Source organism: Candidatus Stoquefichus massiliensis AP9, assembly GCF_000455285.1.
Lineage (GTDB): Bacteria > Bacillota_I > Bacilli_A > Erysipelotrichales > Coprobacillaceae > Stoquefichus > Stoquefichus massiliensis.
In genome coordinates, this window is the sequence record NZ_HG005286.1 from 30,117 (window position 1) to 45,667 (window position 15,551).

The following is a 15,551-nucleotide window of genomic DNA, read 5'->3' on the forward strand; positions in this document are numbered from 1 at the left end:
TTTCTATTTATGATTTCTCTATAATGAAGAGGGTGATGAAAAATGATACGTTATGGAATATTAAGTACTGCTTCTATTATTGGAAGATTTATAGCTGGAATAAGAGAAAGTCAAGATGGAGAAGTTTATGCCATTGCATCAAGAACACTTGATAAAGCCAAAGCAGCTGCAAAACAATTTGGAATAGAACATTATTATGGAAACTATGAAGAATTATATAATGATGAAAATATTGATATTGTTTATATACCTACAGTGAATGGTTTTCATTATCGTGATTGTAAAAATGCTTTATTACATCATAAACATGTGATTGTCGAAAAGCCTTTTACTTTAACATCAAAAGAAGCACTAGAACTTTTTGAACTTGCTAGAAAACAGAATTGTTTTCTTATGGAAGCACAGAAATGTGTTTTTCTACCAACAACTTTAAAATTAAAAGAATTATTAAATCAAGGTATTATTGGGGATTTGAAATATATTGAACTGAAAGCTGGATTCCCAGGTCGTTTTGATTACAGTCATTGGATGTATGATTTATCTATGGGTGGTGGTTCTTTATATGGAAGTGCTACTTATACAATTGAATTGATGCAATTTCTATTTGATCAACCTTATTTTGAAATTGATGGAAGCTGTTTAAAGTGTCCTACTGGCAGTGATGAAATTTGTAACTTTCAATTAAAAATAAATCAAAGGATTCTTGTTTCTTCAACAATTGCTATGAATGTTGCATTAAAAAATGAAGCTGTATTCTATGGTGAGAAAGGATATATTGTGATTCCAAATTACTGGAAATCATCTCAATTAGATATTTATTTTCATAATGGTCAGACTGAACATTTTGATTTCCCTTATCAAAGTGAATTTGTTTATGAAATCAATCATATTCATAACTGTTTGAAACAAGACTTAATCACAAGTCCAATTATGACACCAGCAAAAACAATAGAAGCTTGTCATTTGGTTGTAACACTCTATCAACAATGGAAAGGAAATCACAATGGATAAAAGACCACCACTCACAAAAACATTAAGTGCTGATACTTTTTTAAATTATTACTATTTAAAGGAAGAACTGGTTGCTTTTTGTAGACAATATAATCTACCAGTATCTGGTAGCAAAATAGATATCACTAAAAGAATTGCACATTATTTAGAAACTGGTGAGATTTTAAAAACAAAAATAAAATCTCGTCCTCAAGTTATTATTTCAAATATTACAGAAGAAACACAAATAGAACCAAATTTTATTTGTTCTGAAATACATCGTGCTTTCTTTAAAGAAAAGATTGGTCCGAGTTTTACATTTCCAGTTGCTTTTCAAAAATGGTTGAAAACGAATACCGGAAAGACATATAAAGAGGCAATTGCAGCATATTATCAAATATTAGATGATAAGAAAAAAGGTCGTACACAAATAGACAAACAATTTGAATACAATACTTATATTCGTGATTTTTTTGATCATAACCCTGGTAAATCTTTAGATCAAGCAATTGCATGTTGGAAATATAAGAAATCATTATCTGGACATAATCGCTATGAAGAAAGTGATCTTATAGCATTAAAAGAAAAACACTTGTGATAATTATCGCTAAGGTTATGATGCCTATAAGGGTTAGACACACAGCCATAGTCAATGTTAAAATTATCATGAGGATCCAATCAGTGTTATAAAAGAAACAAGTGAGCGACTTACAGACAAATATGAGTCTATCAACAGACCTACATTATCCAGAGGGCAAGAAACTTACTGAAACTAGACTATTGTGATAATAAACCAGTGAAATGATGCAATGATTCCTTTTCTTGTATATTCTTACTAACGTCATAAAACAAGAATGCTTATTACATTTAAATACAAATCGTCTTGACATAATTCAATACTATTTGTATTTTTTCTTATACTTTATTATTTTTAATCCTATTAAGTTAATCTCAGTGGGATTATACTCTAACAACTTTCTTACATTATATATTCTTTTTCCCCTAAAATTTTAATAAAACTCTTTTATAGAAGAATCGTTTTTCATCAAACTTAAGATTTAATAACTCAAAGGTACAGATAAACCTGCTAATTGTAAAAGTATATATTGATCCTACTGAGTTCTTCTAAACTCCACATTATTTAAACATAAGCATAATACTGTATTTAATACCATGCTTAACTCCTGTTGTTCATTATCATAATAAACAATGATTTTATCTAAAAACTAGAAATATAAAAAATTTTTTCAATTATTTCTTTTATACCTTTTGTTGATAATGAATTCAATTGAAATTTATCTTTTACATGTCTTTTATTTACAACAAGAGTGTGATGTAAGGTAGAGGCATGTAAATAAAACATTCTCATTTTATATATTAATGCTCTTCTTTGATCAAATGTTAATTTTGATAGTCTCCAATTGGTCCAGTATGTATAAATTTCTGGTCTATATTAAGTTAACTTAGTGATTCTTTACATTTGTTCATCTCTGGGAAAATCTCTTGATTCATCAACAAATATACTTAATTCTTTCACCTTTATTTTCCCTTATAATAAAAAATGACGGGGAAGTGTCCTCGTCTTCAGTGACCCAGTTCTTTCGAACAAGCCAAATAATAAGTTGTCATATGCATATTATGCTTATATTTCAAGCAATTTACAATAAAAATAACTTTTATTAAATCAAGAATGAACTTATCATATATAAATCTTAAAAAGTTATTATTCATTCATAAATCACTTTCACATCACATATGAAAATATAACAGAAATAACAATAGCTGGTAATAAATTTGCAGTTTTGACTTTCTTGCCCCAAACAAGATTGATACCAATACAGAATATCAAAATAGATCCAACTAATGAAAGATTTGTAAATGCAGACGGTGTCATAATAAGTTCTATCAATCCAGCAAGTAAAGTGATACTTCCCTGAAACAGAAAAACAGGGATAGCAGCAAAAATACAGCCTTTTCCTTTTGAGGCAGTCATCACTAATACTATGATAGCATCCAGTACAGCTTTTGCCTGTAAAGTAGAAATATCTCCTGCTAATCCATCTTGCAAAGCTCCAACAATTGCCATAGCACCTATACAAACAGTAAGCGTTGTTGTAACGAAAGCATCAACAAAAGTATTGTCTTCCTGACTTTTTGTTATGCGTTTTAACCTCTCACCAAAGTTTTCAAAATATAATTCTATATTGAGAAATTCTCCTATTATCCCACCAATTGCTAAGCTTGCAATAATCATCATCGAACTACCACTTACCAATTGACCATTTTGAATTGTCAATATATTTTCCATAGTTCCTATAATTCCTAAAAACAAGACACAAATTCCCGTTGCACTCATTAATGTATCATGATATCTTTGATGCAAACGAGAACCAAATAACAAACCACCTATACCACCTAATATAATTGCGCATGTATTGACTACTGTTCCTAATCCAATCATTTTAATTCCCCTTATATTTCTAACTTCCTTATATAATAGGACATCTTCATAGGCAAAGCAATACCTAATATTCTCTATTTATAAATTAAATAGTGGCTCTATATCATTTTTAATAAACACAATTCGATCTTTAGCATTCTCAACAAAAAGTGATGCTATAGAAATAACCAATTGTTTTTCATAATTTATATAAATAACATTTCCACCATCTCCCATAGCTGCACGACTTTGTTCATCAATCATCCACCAAAGATAACCATATTTTAATTGATTCTCAGTCCACAAACTGTGCTCTTGATGACTTTCCTGAATCCATTGGGAAGAAACAATTTGCTGATTATCCCACTTTCCGTTATTCAAATACAATTGTCCAATCTTAGCCATATCCATTGCTGTGAGACTTAATCCCCAAGCTGCAGTATTTAATCCTTGATCGTCCACTGCCCAACCACTTATTGTTGTCGAACTATTAAATGCTGTTTGTCCTTTTGCACTATGAAAAAGAAGATTTTTTGCAACTGTTATTCCTAATGGCTTAAATAAATTTTCATTTGCAAAATCATAGACTGATTGTTCAGACACTTTCACCAGAATACCAGATAAAATATCTGGACCAATAATAGGTGTATATCTAAATTCTCCTATAGAATCTTTTCCACCCAATAACTTAAGAGTGTGTTTTAAATGATCTTTACTCATAAAGTATTTTATATATGATAATGGTGAATCTTTATATTGATATGGTGTTGTCATTGTTAACAGATGTTCAAGAGTCAATTCTTTGATTGATTTCTGATTCCTTTTTATCTGGTATTCTGGAAAGAAATCTAAGACTTTCTGATGAACACTTTGGATATATCCTTTATCAATTGCTATTCCAATTAGTAAAGATATTATGCTTTTTGTTACCGAATAAACATGGACGCAAGATTGATCTGTGCATCCTTGAAAATACTGCTCATACTGTAATTCATTATTTTTCATAATAACTATTCCCATAGTATTGCTATACTCTTCTTTTATTTTCTTTTCCAATTCATTTCTTTTATCTTGATTCATTGTTATCTCCCTTTCTCACTGGATAATAAACTTCTGTGATCAATTCATTTTCATTAGTAATACAACTTGGATCATTAATATAGACTTCAAAAACTGCATCACTACATTCATAATTATTTTGTTCTGCCCATTCTCTTTGTTTCATATAGACAGATGGCAAGCCAGAATATGAACCATAGAGAACTGTTTTTAAACAAAGTCCTGGATCAAATAATCTTGTTCTCGTTGTCTTTTCTTTTACTGGAATAGCAAATTCTGTATCTAATCCTAATGATGTAAATTGATCACTATGAAAAAGAACCATTGGTGATGCAGACACTTTTAAATCTTCTTTCTTTATTCTTTCTAACAATGCTCCAAAACATTTTTGATATTCCTGTGGAAATCCATCTTCAAGAATCATTTTACGAATAGATAAAATATTAATAGGTGAAACATCTATTAATTGAACATCAATCTTATCTAAATAAGACATGATTGTTTTGCCATTTTTAATATTATTCATATCTTCTTCAATTTGTATTAGGTTATTTTCATAGACTTGTAACTGTTTTTTGATATCTTCTTTCTTTTGATTCAACTTCATAAACAAAACTGTATTTTGTGATTCACCTAATTCTAATATTTGTTTAATTTCATCTAAAGAAAAGTGATATGATTTTAAGCGATTAATCATTAACATCGTTTCTAACTGATCAATTGAATAATAACGATAACCATTTTCAGGATTAATTTCTATAGGCAATATTAATCCTATTTGTGCATAATAACGTAATGTTTTTGTAGATACTTTACAAATATTAGAAAACTCTCCAATCGATAACATATAACATCCTCCATATGCTTAGTTTACACCTTTCCCTAAGGGAAAAGTCAACAAAAAAGTATAAGACAATTATCTTATACCCTTATCACCATTGTTTATTTAAATCTTTTGGTTTTCCACCATTGGATTTCATAAGTTGACGCCATCCAAACTGTGCTGCTACCTTATATAAAAATCTTGGGAAAGCAATAGAAACATATTGATTCTTTTGTATTTGTTTTTGCATAATATTATTTCCCATTTCTTGAAATGCTTTGTTAATAGGTACTCGAGGCCCATTAGGCATCTGAGAAATGCCTCCTCCTCCACCAATACCAATACCGCCACTCCAAATCAATCCTGTCTTAATGCACCAATTTTCTAAAATATTCAAAGCATACCTTGCTTGCTGCCCTTCATAGAACCCACAATTAACTATTCCATAGACATTGATTTGTAATTGATTTTTAAAAGTTTCTTCAAGTTGGCCTAGACATGATAATAAATGTCCCGGTATGCCATCGACATAAAGTGGACAAGAAATAACAAATACATCAACAGATTTTAATTGCTCTAATTGTATATCTGAAAGTTTTTGTTTATGCATAGTTATGTCAATACATTCTGCCTGTTGAGATATACTAGATTTTATATCTTCAAGTAGAATACCACTTGTACTTTGTTTAATCTTTGGACTTCCATCAATGAATGCTATTCTCATAAAACAATATCCTCCAATTCTTTAAGAGAGTTATAGAAACTTACATTCTTGACTTTTCCATCATAATTCAAAGCATTAGCCTTCATAAGACTTCGTGCTGTTTCCTTTTCAGCATCACTTATCTTATCTCCATATAAATATGCAGATAATGTGATAACATTTTGATATCTGCGTTTATGATGCATTTCCCCTTCACGAATAACAAAATCAGGATGTATATAAGAAATTGCTCTATCTTGCACCATCTTCACAAAGGGACTTACACTTCCATAGTAACATTGACTTACAAAAATCATTTCAATACTTTGACTCATCAAAATTCCTGTATTCTCAAAACCATCACGAATAATACACTTTCCTGGTGTTTTTACCCAACATCCAAAACACCCTATACAATGTTGAATATGTGCATGTGGTTTTATAATCTTATATTCACCATCTATTTGAACATGGAAATCTTCTATATCTGTAATAATCAATTTCATATCTGTACCTCTTTTGACTATTATAATGCGTATGTCTACGATAATCTACACAAATTCGGTCAAATACATAAAAGTGCATGTTACTTACATATACAACTAAGTTTTATTGAAGATCATCAAGTGTATCCTCTTCAGTTTCAATGCCGAAAATTCTTGCTTTATATCACAATTCCCTACCTCTAACTCTATTCTTGATGACATCATGATTCCTATCAATGGTAACAGTAGCACCCTTTTCATCATAATATGTGGATGTACTAGTGTCATAGTCGGTTATATTATCAGGAAGAACAACCTGTCAGCCATCAAAGATTGTTGCATTAGTCACGTTAGTAAAATAACAATGATCAGAAAAATAATCCTTTAAAAGAGTATCTGCTTTTCAATTCTTTGTTTTATAAGTCATATTCATACCTCCCGATTGAATTTATAGTTAGGTAAAAAAAGAAATATTGATGTGAGGTATGACTACAAGCACATTATATAATAATTGTTTATAGAAAATAGTTGATTCTAAAAATACCCTCCTACTTCTATATACGCAAAAAATGAGCCTACGTCTTCCAGTTACAGTCGTCACGAGTATCTGTAGCGTTTAATACAACTGAAATACATTATAGGCCTTTCATTAAACAAAATATTTCTAAGTGTAATAAATCATACAGTATATCATTTTATAGTTCATTACTTTTTGCGTACAATTAATAACTTAACTGCCAATCCAATAGCAATACCTTCTAAACTTAGTATCAGTTCTTCATTTGTAGTAACATATCTCTATACAAGTAGTAATTAAATTATTTGTATCTTCTATAAGTGTAAATTTGACTTTATCAATGATAATTACAGTTTATGAAAAAAAGGTCTCATCTGTTCATAAGTACAATAATATTCAAATCCCAGTTTCTTCAATTCATCCTTTGTTTCTTCAATATAAGCCCCTAAATGTTCTTTTTTATGTGAGTCACTTCCAATTGTTATGATTTTTCCACCTAATTTGTTATAAAGTCTTAAAATATCACGACTAGGTGTCATATCATTTAAACCATAACGGTGATAAGATGTATTTACTTCAATTCCTTTTCCATCCTCTATTACAATCTTCAATATTTCTTGAATCATTGGTTTAATTCTTTCAAAAGGATACAAACCATTTTCATCATAACGGACAATTAAGTCCATATGTCCAAGAACACTATAATCTTTATAGATTTTTACAAGTTCAAGCATTTCCTGATAATATCTTTCAATATATTCTTGTTGTGTTCTTCCTCTTTGAAAATCCTGTGTCCAAAACTCTTTATCTTCTACTTGATGAACTGATAAAATTATAAAATCAAAAGGATATCTTTGAAACAATTTTTGATATTGATGAATCGTATGAACTTGCATACCAAATTCCATTCCCATCTTTATCTTGATTTGATCTTGATAAACTTGTTGAAGTCCAGTTAATTCCTTTTCCCATCTTGGATAATCAACATTCGCAAGTGGCATACCATCACGATAGATCATTATTTCTACTTCTTCCCAATCGTCTTTAATCCCATAATCAACATGATCTGTTATACATATTTCATCAATTCCTTTATCAATCGCATCTTTTATAACATCCTCGATTAAATATGTCGAATCATCACTATAATCTGTATGCACATGATAATCACAATACATAAACATTCCTCCTATCCCATGAATTTAACAACAATTCCTAATAAAACAATCCAAATACCAACAATTGGAATAGCATAATACCATTTCTTAGGTTTTCCATTCTTCCATATATCTTCAGATAACTGTGAATTTTTTTGCCAGATATCAAGTGGAATGAGTTTAAGAGTTAAGAAGACAAAGAAAGGTAGTATAATTACATCATCTAAATAACCCAATACTGGTATAAAATCAGGAATCAAATCAATTGGTGATAAAGCATACATAACTGTCACAGCTGCCATCATTTTTGCAAGAATGGGAGTTTCTTTATCTTTTAATACCAAATAAACTGTTGGTATATCACTCTTTAATTGTTTTGCTTTTTCCTTTAAACTCATTCCTATATCCTCTCTATTATCTCTATCTTACTATTTTCATCTTTTATTCACAATCTCATTCCAATAGTATACAGCACTAAAAATTAAATTTTATGCTTTAAGCATTTTTCTTGTTATCATATAATTTTTATTTAATCACTTTTTTAAGAGCGTAAAAGACTATATCTATTTTTCGCTTTTCTATTTACATCATTGATTTCAAGATTCTATTGGTTCATCATTTTAGGAGGAAATAAGTCTCCTTATACAAAAACTTGTGGCTATTTCCACTATATCTTCTCCCAATTTCTTATTGTTTCAAACCTTCTTAGGCTCTTTTCATAGTGTTCTACAAACTACATAATGAACTGGCTGATAAGTGTTCCATCTATATCTAATAAAATCAAACGTATACCTTGTTTCATCATTCCCTTATATTTCTAAATATTTTTGTAAGTACAACCCAATCCCATCATGTTCATTATCACCACAAACATCATCAGCAATTGTTTTTACATTTTCAAATGAATTCTCCATAGCAATACCTCTTCCAGCAAGTTTAAGCATTTCCATATCATTTTCACCATTTCCAAAAGCAACAATATGATCAATAGAAACATTTTTTATTTCTGCATATTTCATAAGTGCTGTTCCTTTATTGGTCCCATAGGGATTAATTTCAACCCACTCTGGCTCAACTTTACATATATCAAACTGATGATGATACTGTTTTTGTAAGATAGGAATAACTTTACGAATATGTGTAGGGGCTTGTATAAAAGCAATTTTTCTTAAATCTTCAAATTCATGAATAGGAATATCATTAATATCTCTTATTTTATATTTTGTAGAAGTCATAAAATGGTGCTCTGTGATTCCTGTCTCACCAAAATCCATAATATATAAATCATTTTTAAAAAACAGAATCATATCAATAGAATATTGTTTAGCTAAGTTTGCTAAAACAATTGCATCTTCCCTCTTTAGTTTTTCTTCCTGATGAAGTTGATTCCCTTTTGCATCATATATTTCTAATCCATTTAAACAGATATACCCATTTTGAGAATATGCCGATAAATTTAACTTTTGACCTATTTTCTGTAAACTATCTATATCTCTACCACTTGCTAGTACTAATGAAACACCAGTTTTCTGAAGCTTCATAAGTATCTCTTTTGTATAGGGAAGGATCTCTTGCCCTGCAGTCAAGAGAGTTCCATCCATATCCATTGCAACAACCTTTAAATCATTCATACACTTACTCCTTGTTTAATATTTCTTTGATTTTACATATTACACTTTGTTCATCATTAGATCCAATCACCTCATAGGCCACTTCCTGAATAGGTTTAACAGCATTACTCATAGCATATGCATATTTCACCTCTTGTAACATTTCATAATCATTCATTTGATCACCAAAAGCCATACATTCATCAGGATATATATCATAAATACTTTGTAAATATTTTATAGCAATGCCTTTATTAATATTTTTATTTTGAATGTCCATCCACTCATTACCTGAAGTAACAACTTTAACTGATTGAGGTAACTGATTTTGAATACTATTCAATATTTCATTATTATGATGCTGTGTATCATATAATGAAATCTTCATAAATTCATCTTCCACTTCTTCAAATGAATCTACAAATGTATAAGCACAATAATATTTCTTAATTTCATTTCTTAAAAAATAATGATTCTTTAAGATATAGGCTCCTTTACGGCCACATAATACCATAATCAATCTAGGAATTTCTAAAAGGAATTTTTTTATAACGTCAATATCTTTATTTTGAATTGTATTACAATATAACTCAGTTGTTCCATCAGCTATATAACTGCCATTTTCTGCAATGAAATACATTTGCTCACTTAATGGTAAAAACTTTTGATAGAGACGGTAATACTGATTTCCACTTGCTATGACAAATTTTATATTTTTCTCTTTTAACTGGTAAAATAAATCAAAAAATGATTTATCAAATGTCTTTTGTGAATCTAAAAATGTTCCATCCATATCAGTTGCGATTAATTTAATCATAACCTACCTCCATATGTAGTCAGTATACCATATTTTTATAATAAGAATACACAAAAACACTCTGTCTTCATAGGACAAAGCATCTTTTTTCTTAACTTTCAAGAATTTCTGGAATGAGAATCTTTTCTGTAAACTCATCAATATTTCATTCAATTGTCTCATTCTCGACTGAATAAAATAGTTCTAATTAATTCGTCATAGAAATTATGCGATTCCAAATGACAAACTGCATTACCTTGCATTAATAGTACAATAGCATTCCAGTCGCTATCAGATTGACCTACTAAATAGTTCATTTCAGTTTTATTCACATCATATTTCTTTAAGAACTGAACCAAAACTTCATTAGGAATCAAATGATGCACCTGATGATATTCTCCCTTTAATGTTTTTGAGAACTTAATAAATATTTCTTTCCTTTTGTTATATCCATAATTATCCTCTTGAGTATAATTATAATCTTTTTTATGTTTTCCTTATTTTTATAAGCATTTACACCAATCAACTTCATAGATTACAAAAAAAAGAAACTCATATCATGAATTTCTAAACTTCATTTAACATTTGATTGGGATTATCAGCTGCTTTTACTTTATCAAAAACTTTTTCAATGATACCCTCTTCATTAATGAGATAAGTTGTTCTCACAACACCCATAACCTTTTTTCCATACATATTTTTTTCTTTCCAAACATCATAAGCTTCAATCACTGTTCTTTGAGAATCAGATAATAAAGGAAAAGGTAATTGAAATTTTTCCTCAAATTTCTTATGTGATTTGACTGAATCTTTACTAACTCCTAATATAACAGCATCTTTTTCTTGAAATTGAGGATAGTTTTCAGCAAAACCACAAGCTTGTTTTGTACATCCTGGTGTATTATCTTTGGGATAAAAATATAAAATCACTTTCTTACCACGATAATCACTTAAAGATATTTCTTCTCCATTTTGATTTAATAATGTAAAATCTGGTGCTTTCATTCCCACTTCTAACATAATTTCACACTCCTTGTTATTATATTACCTATTCTCTATTTTAAAGGCAAACCAAATGCTTTATTTTTTATGAAATAAATCATTGTCTTCAAATAAGGATTGCTGCATTTCTCCTGACACAATATTTAATTCAGTGCTTACAGATGTTAAAAAGTATTCTAAATAATGATTATCAAATAACCATCTTTGAATATCTTCTTCTGGAATCATTAAAGGCATTCTAGAATGAATTGGTTCCATCAATTCATTAGCATTGGTCGTTATAATTGTGACTTCATTTTCCTTTTCACGATAAATTCCTGCCATCAATAAATAACGATTATTTGGTGATTCAAATGCAAACTTATGTTTATGTGAATCCCACTCATAAAAACCTTTAGCTGGAACTAAACAACGATGTGTTGCTGCATCATTTGCAAACATTTTCTTTTCTAACAATGTTTCACTACGTGCATTAATGACTCGTTGAGAATTTGACTTCATAGAATAACCCCATTTCATAGGTTTTAATACTAATGTTTGATCTTGAGATAAAATCACAGGAATATTGTCTCCTGGATAGAAATCTCTTTCTATTTCATCAAACATATACTCATTATCTTGTACAATTTGACTTGTCAAACGATATGTTTCACCATCAAAATAATATCTTCCACACATTGAAATACCTCCTTATTTTACTATTACCATTATCAATGATTTAAAACAGTTTCTTGAACTTATTACAAAAGTATTTATACTCTAACATAATCATTTCTATAAATTTCAGTATTTGTATAGATAAGTGTTTCATCATATCCTTCTTTAGAATTATATTGATATATTGTGCCTAAGTTTGTTTTGTTCATTATACTATTATTTATTTCGCTATAGTCTGGTTAATTAATATAAACTCTATAGAAACATTGTTTTCCAACAATAATGTCATACGTCATTTCATTTTTATTTTCTATACCATACGTTGACAATAATAACTCATTAGATACATCCTGTAATAAAACTTGATGATTATCCTCTATGAATTCTACACAATCTCGTCTCATATATATCTTGACTCCTGATAAACTTTCAAAATCCTGAATAGAATGATATTCTGGAGAAAATAAATAATTTTGAATAGAATATGTATAATATATAAATATTACACTTAAAGCAACTATAATAATCAATCCAATAATTATAAGTTTTTTAACATTTCCATCACATCTTTATCTTTCACTTTAATTTTAAAAGATATCTCATAATAGTCAACATTTATCAATAATAACTGTATAATAAAACTAAGGATGTGAAACCAATGAATGAAAGTTATAGTAAAAATTATTTCGAAAAATATGCTGCCTTGACACTTGCGCATATATTCAATATTAAGGAGCATCATATTATTCAATCTGATAAGCCAGATTTACGTATTCCTCTTTTACATTATGGAATAGAAGTCACTCAAGCATTAACACCAGAAGAAGCCGTTGCAGACATGAAGAAACCACTATATGCCTCTTTAGATATGAATCCATTTGATCACAGCAGTCAAAATATTTCTCATATTATTAATAATATTAATAATGCTATTACCCGAAAAATATCAAAAAGCAAAAATTATGAACAATATCAAAATAACGGACTTTATATTTTTTCTCATTGTCATAATATACAAGAAAATCAAATAAAAGAATATTTATTATCATTAAATTATTCTCATTTCTTTTATAGATATCTTTTTATTAATTGTGTCACAACAGTATATTGTTTTGATTATCAAACAAAAGAATTAACTCTGACTACTTTTCATAAAAATGAATTAATTTCTATGAATATTCATTCGCTTATTTATGATAGAAATTGTTCTAAAAAAAGAAGAAAAATTATATTACCTAAGACCTCATAAGGTCTTTTCTTTATGACTAAGTATCTGAACTTCTCTTTCTAACATATATCCTGTTTGTTCATAAACTCTTTCTTGAACTTTATTTATTAATTGCAAGAAATCATGACTTGTTGCCTTACCTTTATTAATTAAGAATCCTGCATGTTTTCTTGAAACTTCAGCATCACCAATGCATAATCCCTGTAATCCACATTCTTTAATTAAAGCAGAAGCATAGTAACCATTTGGTCTTTTAAAAGTACTCCCAGCACTATATGCATCCATTGGCTGTCTTGCATATCTTCTTTCCATAAATTCATTCATTTTATCATGAATAACTGGTTGTTCTCCCAAATCTAGTTGATAAATAACTTCTAAAATAATTCCTTGATGTTCTGTAAAATAACTATGTCGATAGCCAAACATTAAATCATCTTTCAATAAAATTTTGATATTATTTTGTTCATCTAGATATGTGACACTCTCAACAATATCCTTCATCTCACCACCATATGCCCCAGCATTCATATAAATAGCACCACCAATACTTCCTGGTATACCACATGCAAATTCTAAACCTGTTAAGTTATGTTTTAAACAGAATTGACATAATTGCTTTAAAGTCATTCCGGATTCTACTTTTACACATGTTTCATTAAGCCTTTCAACACGAGAAAAATAATCTGTCAAAATGATAATAGCTCCTTTATATCCTTCATCTAATGCCAAAACATTACTACCTCTTCCTAAGACTGTATATGGCATATAACATTTATTAAAAATTTCAATACATTTTTGGACTTCAAAAACAGATTTAGGAAAAACAATATAATCTGCCTTCCCACCAATATGTAATGTTGTATAATCCTTTAAAGAAATATTTTGTTTATATAATATATGAAATTTATCTAGTTGTTGTTTAATCATGTATTCTCACCTTCTTTTATAGTCTTTACATATTTATTCCACTATAACAATATTTTATGATTTATTACAATAAATATGCTTATACAATAAAAAGAAAGATTCCATTATTTCACTAGTCTATTATCACAATAGTCCAGCATCTGATTCACTGTCTTCACTATAATCCAGTTTTTCTGTCTTTTTGTCCTATTTAATAAATCAAACACTTTTTTTATAGCAGGTCCTGTTGTCATATTTGTCCGTTTCACTTAATGCCTACGATTAATATTGATGTTAACATTTTTAAATGACTTTCTATAATATAGATAAAAAAACATTCACTATTATTTTAGTGAATGCTTTATTATTTTATGTATCTGTTTTCTAATATAAATAATTCTCTCTTTTTCAAACTTTGGATGATCTTTTAACCATTTTCTATTTAATGGAGATGGGTGAGGCAATACATACAAAGGTTTATCATTAAAAAGATGATCATTAAAAATAAGTTCTTCTAATGATATGTTTGGATAAAAGAATTTTGCAGCATGTGCTCCAATTAAAATATAAATTTGTGGATGAATCATTTCCAATTCTCTTTTTAAAAACAATTGTGCACATTGAAGTGATGGTGGATTATCTCCTGTTTTTGCTTTTCCAGGAAAACATCTACCAATAGAAGTAATATAAAAATTAGCTGGATCATAAAATTGTTCTCGTGTTAAATAATACCAATCATTCCTTAACTTTTCGCCACTTGCATCATTGAATGGTAATCCTGTTTCCATAACTTTACGCGAAGGAGCTTGACTGATTTGCATAATTAATGAATCCTGTTGTCCTTGAAAAATAGGATGTGGTTTATAGCCTAAAGATTTCTCACAAACATGACAGGCTAATAATTCCTTTTTGAGATTTTCAAATTTATCCATCAAATCACCTCTATTTAGTATATCCAAATAATCTTTAATATGGAATAAAAATTATAATAAAAGTATTTTTAAAATATTTTCTTCTATATGAATATCAAACATATGTATCACGAATGAGTCTAACGACTTATCTTTACAGTCCTTTAAGCATTCTCTCATCTCTTGTTTATGCCACTTAACAGTTCTTTATCATTGGTAAGGTCTTCCAGCATTAATGTTATTTAAGAGCATCGAGTATATCTTTTT

18 protein-coding genes are annotated in these 15,551 nt (G+C 28.9%); 3 read left to right on the forward strand and 15 right to left on the reverse strand.

Translation table 11 applies throughout. The annotated features are described in order from the left end of the window. The first annotated feature begins 42 nt into the window (after window positions 1-42). Window positions 43-1,011: a Gfo/Idh/MocA family protein gene (locus tag BN350_RS20190; RefSeq protein WP_028042468.1), complete on the forward strand. Its 969-nt coding sequence runs from the start codon at window positions 43-45 to the stop codon at window positions 1,009-1,011. Further along, window positions 1,004-1,588, forward strand: coding sequence for a DUF6434 domain-containing protein (locus BN350_RS04250; protein WP_028042469.1), 585 nt, complete (start codon window positions 1,004-1,006; stop codon window positions 1,586-1,588). The genes BN350_RS20190 and BN350_RS04250 overlap by 8 nt, the downstream gene beginning before the upstream one ends. A 1,146-nt stretch (window positions 1,589-2,734) precedes the next feature. On the opposite strand, the gene BN350_RS04255 is transcribed toward BN350_RS04250, so the two are convergent. The 13 genes from BN350_RS04255 to BN350_RS20550 all read right to left on the reverse strand — a co-directional run bounded on the left by BN350_RS04255 (window position 2,735) and on the right by BN350_RS20550 (window position 12,643). Next, window positions 2,735-3,451, reverse strand: coding sequence for a DUF554 domain-containing protein (locus BN350_RS04255; RefSeq protein WP_028042470.1), 717 nt, complete (start codon window positions 3,449-3,451; stop codon window positions 2,735-2,737). A gap of 78 nt (window positions 3,452-3,529) precedes the next feature. Further along, window positions 3,530-4,510, reverse strand: coding sequence for a serine hydrolase domain-containing protein (locus BN350_RS04260; RefSeq protein WP_028042471.1), 981 nt, complete (start codon window positions 4,508-4,510; stop codon window positions 3,530-3,532). Then, entirely contained in the window at window positions 4,497-5,336 is an 840-nt protein-coding gene (locus BN350_RS04265) for a MerR family transcriptional regulator (RefSeq protein ID WP_028042472.1), read from the reverse strand. The genes BN350_RS04260 and BN350_RS04265 overlap by 14 nt, the downstream gene beginning before the upstream one ends. Before the next feature lie 85 nt (window positions 5,337-5,421). Further along, window positions 5,422-6,036, reverse strand: a complete 615-nt coding sequence (locus BN350_RS04270; RefSeq protein ID WP_028042473.1) for an NADPH-dependent FMN reductase family protein — start codon at window positions 6,034-6,036, stop codon at window positions 5,422-5,424. Beyond that, a complete protein-coding gene (locus tag BN350_RS04275; protein WP_028042474.1) occupies window positions 6,033-6,521 on the reverse strand; it encodes a flavodoxin family protein in 489 nt (162 codons plus the stop codon). The genes BN350_RS04270 and BN350_RS04275 overlap by 4 nt, the downstream gene beginning before the upstream one ends. Before the next feature lie 843 nt (window positions 6,522-7,364). Continuing rightward, window positions 7,365-8,195, reverse strand: a complete 831-nt coding sequence (locus BN350_RS04280; RefSeq protein WP_028042475.1) for a histidinol-phosphatase HisJ family protein — start codon at window positions 8,193-8,195, stop codon at window positions 7,365-7,367. A gap of 11 nt (window positions 8,196-8,206) precedes the next feature. After that, window positions 8,207-8,572, reverse strand: a complete 366-nt coding sequence (locus tag BN350_RS04285; protein ID WP_028042476.1) for a YkvA family protein — start codon at window positions 8,570-8,572, stop codon at window positions 8,207-8,209. Between the two features lie 411 nt (window positions 8,573-8,983). After that, on the reverse strand, window positions 8,984-9,805 hold the full coding sequence (locus BN350_RS04290; RefSeq protein ID WP_028042477.1) for a Cof-type HAD-IIB family hydrolase: 822 nt from the start codon (window positions 9,803-9,805) through the stop codon (window positions 8,984-8,986). A gap of 4 nt (window positions 9,806-9,809) precedes the next feature. After that, window positions 9,810-10,601, reverse strand: coding sequence for a Cof-type HAD-IIB family hydrolase (locus BN350_RS04295; RefSeq protein ID WP_028042478.1), 792 nt, complete (start codon window positions 10,599-10,601; stop codon window positions 9,810-9,812). 158 nt (window positions 10,602-10,759) lie between these two features. Then, complete coding sequence (locus tag BN350_RS04300) at window positions 10,760-10,966, reverse strand: hypothetical protein (RefSeq protein WP_028042479.1); 207 nt, start codon at window positions 10,964-10,966, stop codon at window positions 10,760-10,762. Between the two features lie 181 nt (window positions 10,967-11,147). Next, window positions 11,148-11,600 (reverse strand): thioredoxin-dependent thiol peroxidase, encoded by a 453-nt coding sequence (bcp, locus tag BN350_RS04305; protein ID WP_028042480.1) that lies wholly within the window; start codon window positions 11,598-11,600, stop codon window positions 11,148-11,150. Window positions 11,601-11,660: 60 nt separating this feature from the next. Then, window positions 11,661-12,260 (reverse strand): SOS response-associated peptidase, encoded by a 600-nt coding sequence (locus BN350_RS04310; RefSeq protein WP_028042481.1) that lies wholly within the window; start codon window positions 12,258-12,260, stop codon window positions 11,661-11,663. A gap of 218 nt (window positions 12,261-12,478) precedes the next feature. Then, window positions 12,479-12,643 (reverse strand): hypothetical protein, encoded by a 165-nt coding sequence (locus BN350_RS20550; protein WP_155849092.1) that lies wholly within the window; start codon window positions 12,641-12,643, stop codon window positions 12,479-12,481. A 254-nt stretch (window positions 12,644-12,897) separates the two neighbouring features. Between BN350_RS20550 and BN350_RS04320 the strand changes: the two genes are divergently transcribed. Beyond that, entirely contained in the window at window positions 12,898-13,488 is a 591-nt protein-coding gene (locus tag BN350_RS04320) for a hypothetical protein (protein ID WP_028042483.1), read from the forward strand. Here BN350_RS04320 and murB read toward each other — a convergent pair. Together murB and BN350_RS04330 are read right to left on the reverse strand one after the other, a co-directional pair. After that, window positions 13,483-14,394, reverse strand: a complete 912-nt coding sequence (murB, locus tag BN350_RS18475; RefSeq protein WP_049945509.1) for a UDP-N-acetylmuramate dehydrogenase — start codon at window positions 14,392-14,394, stop codon at window positions 13,483-13,485. The genes BN350_RS04320 and murB overlap by 6 nt on opposite strands. A gap of 323 nt (window positions 14,395-14,717) precedes the next feature. Then, on the reverse strand, window positions 14,718-15,305 hold the full coding sequence (locus tag BN350_RS04330; protein WP_028042484.1) for a uracil-DNA glycosylase family protein: 588 nt from the start codon (window positions 15,303-15,305) through the stop codon (window positions 14,718-14,720). Window positions 15,306-15,551: the final 246 nt, after the last annotated feature.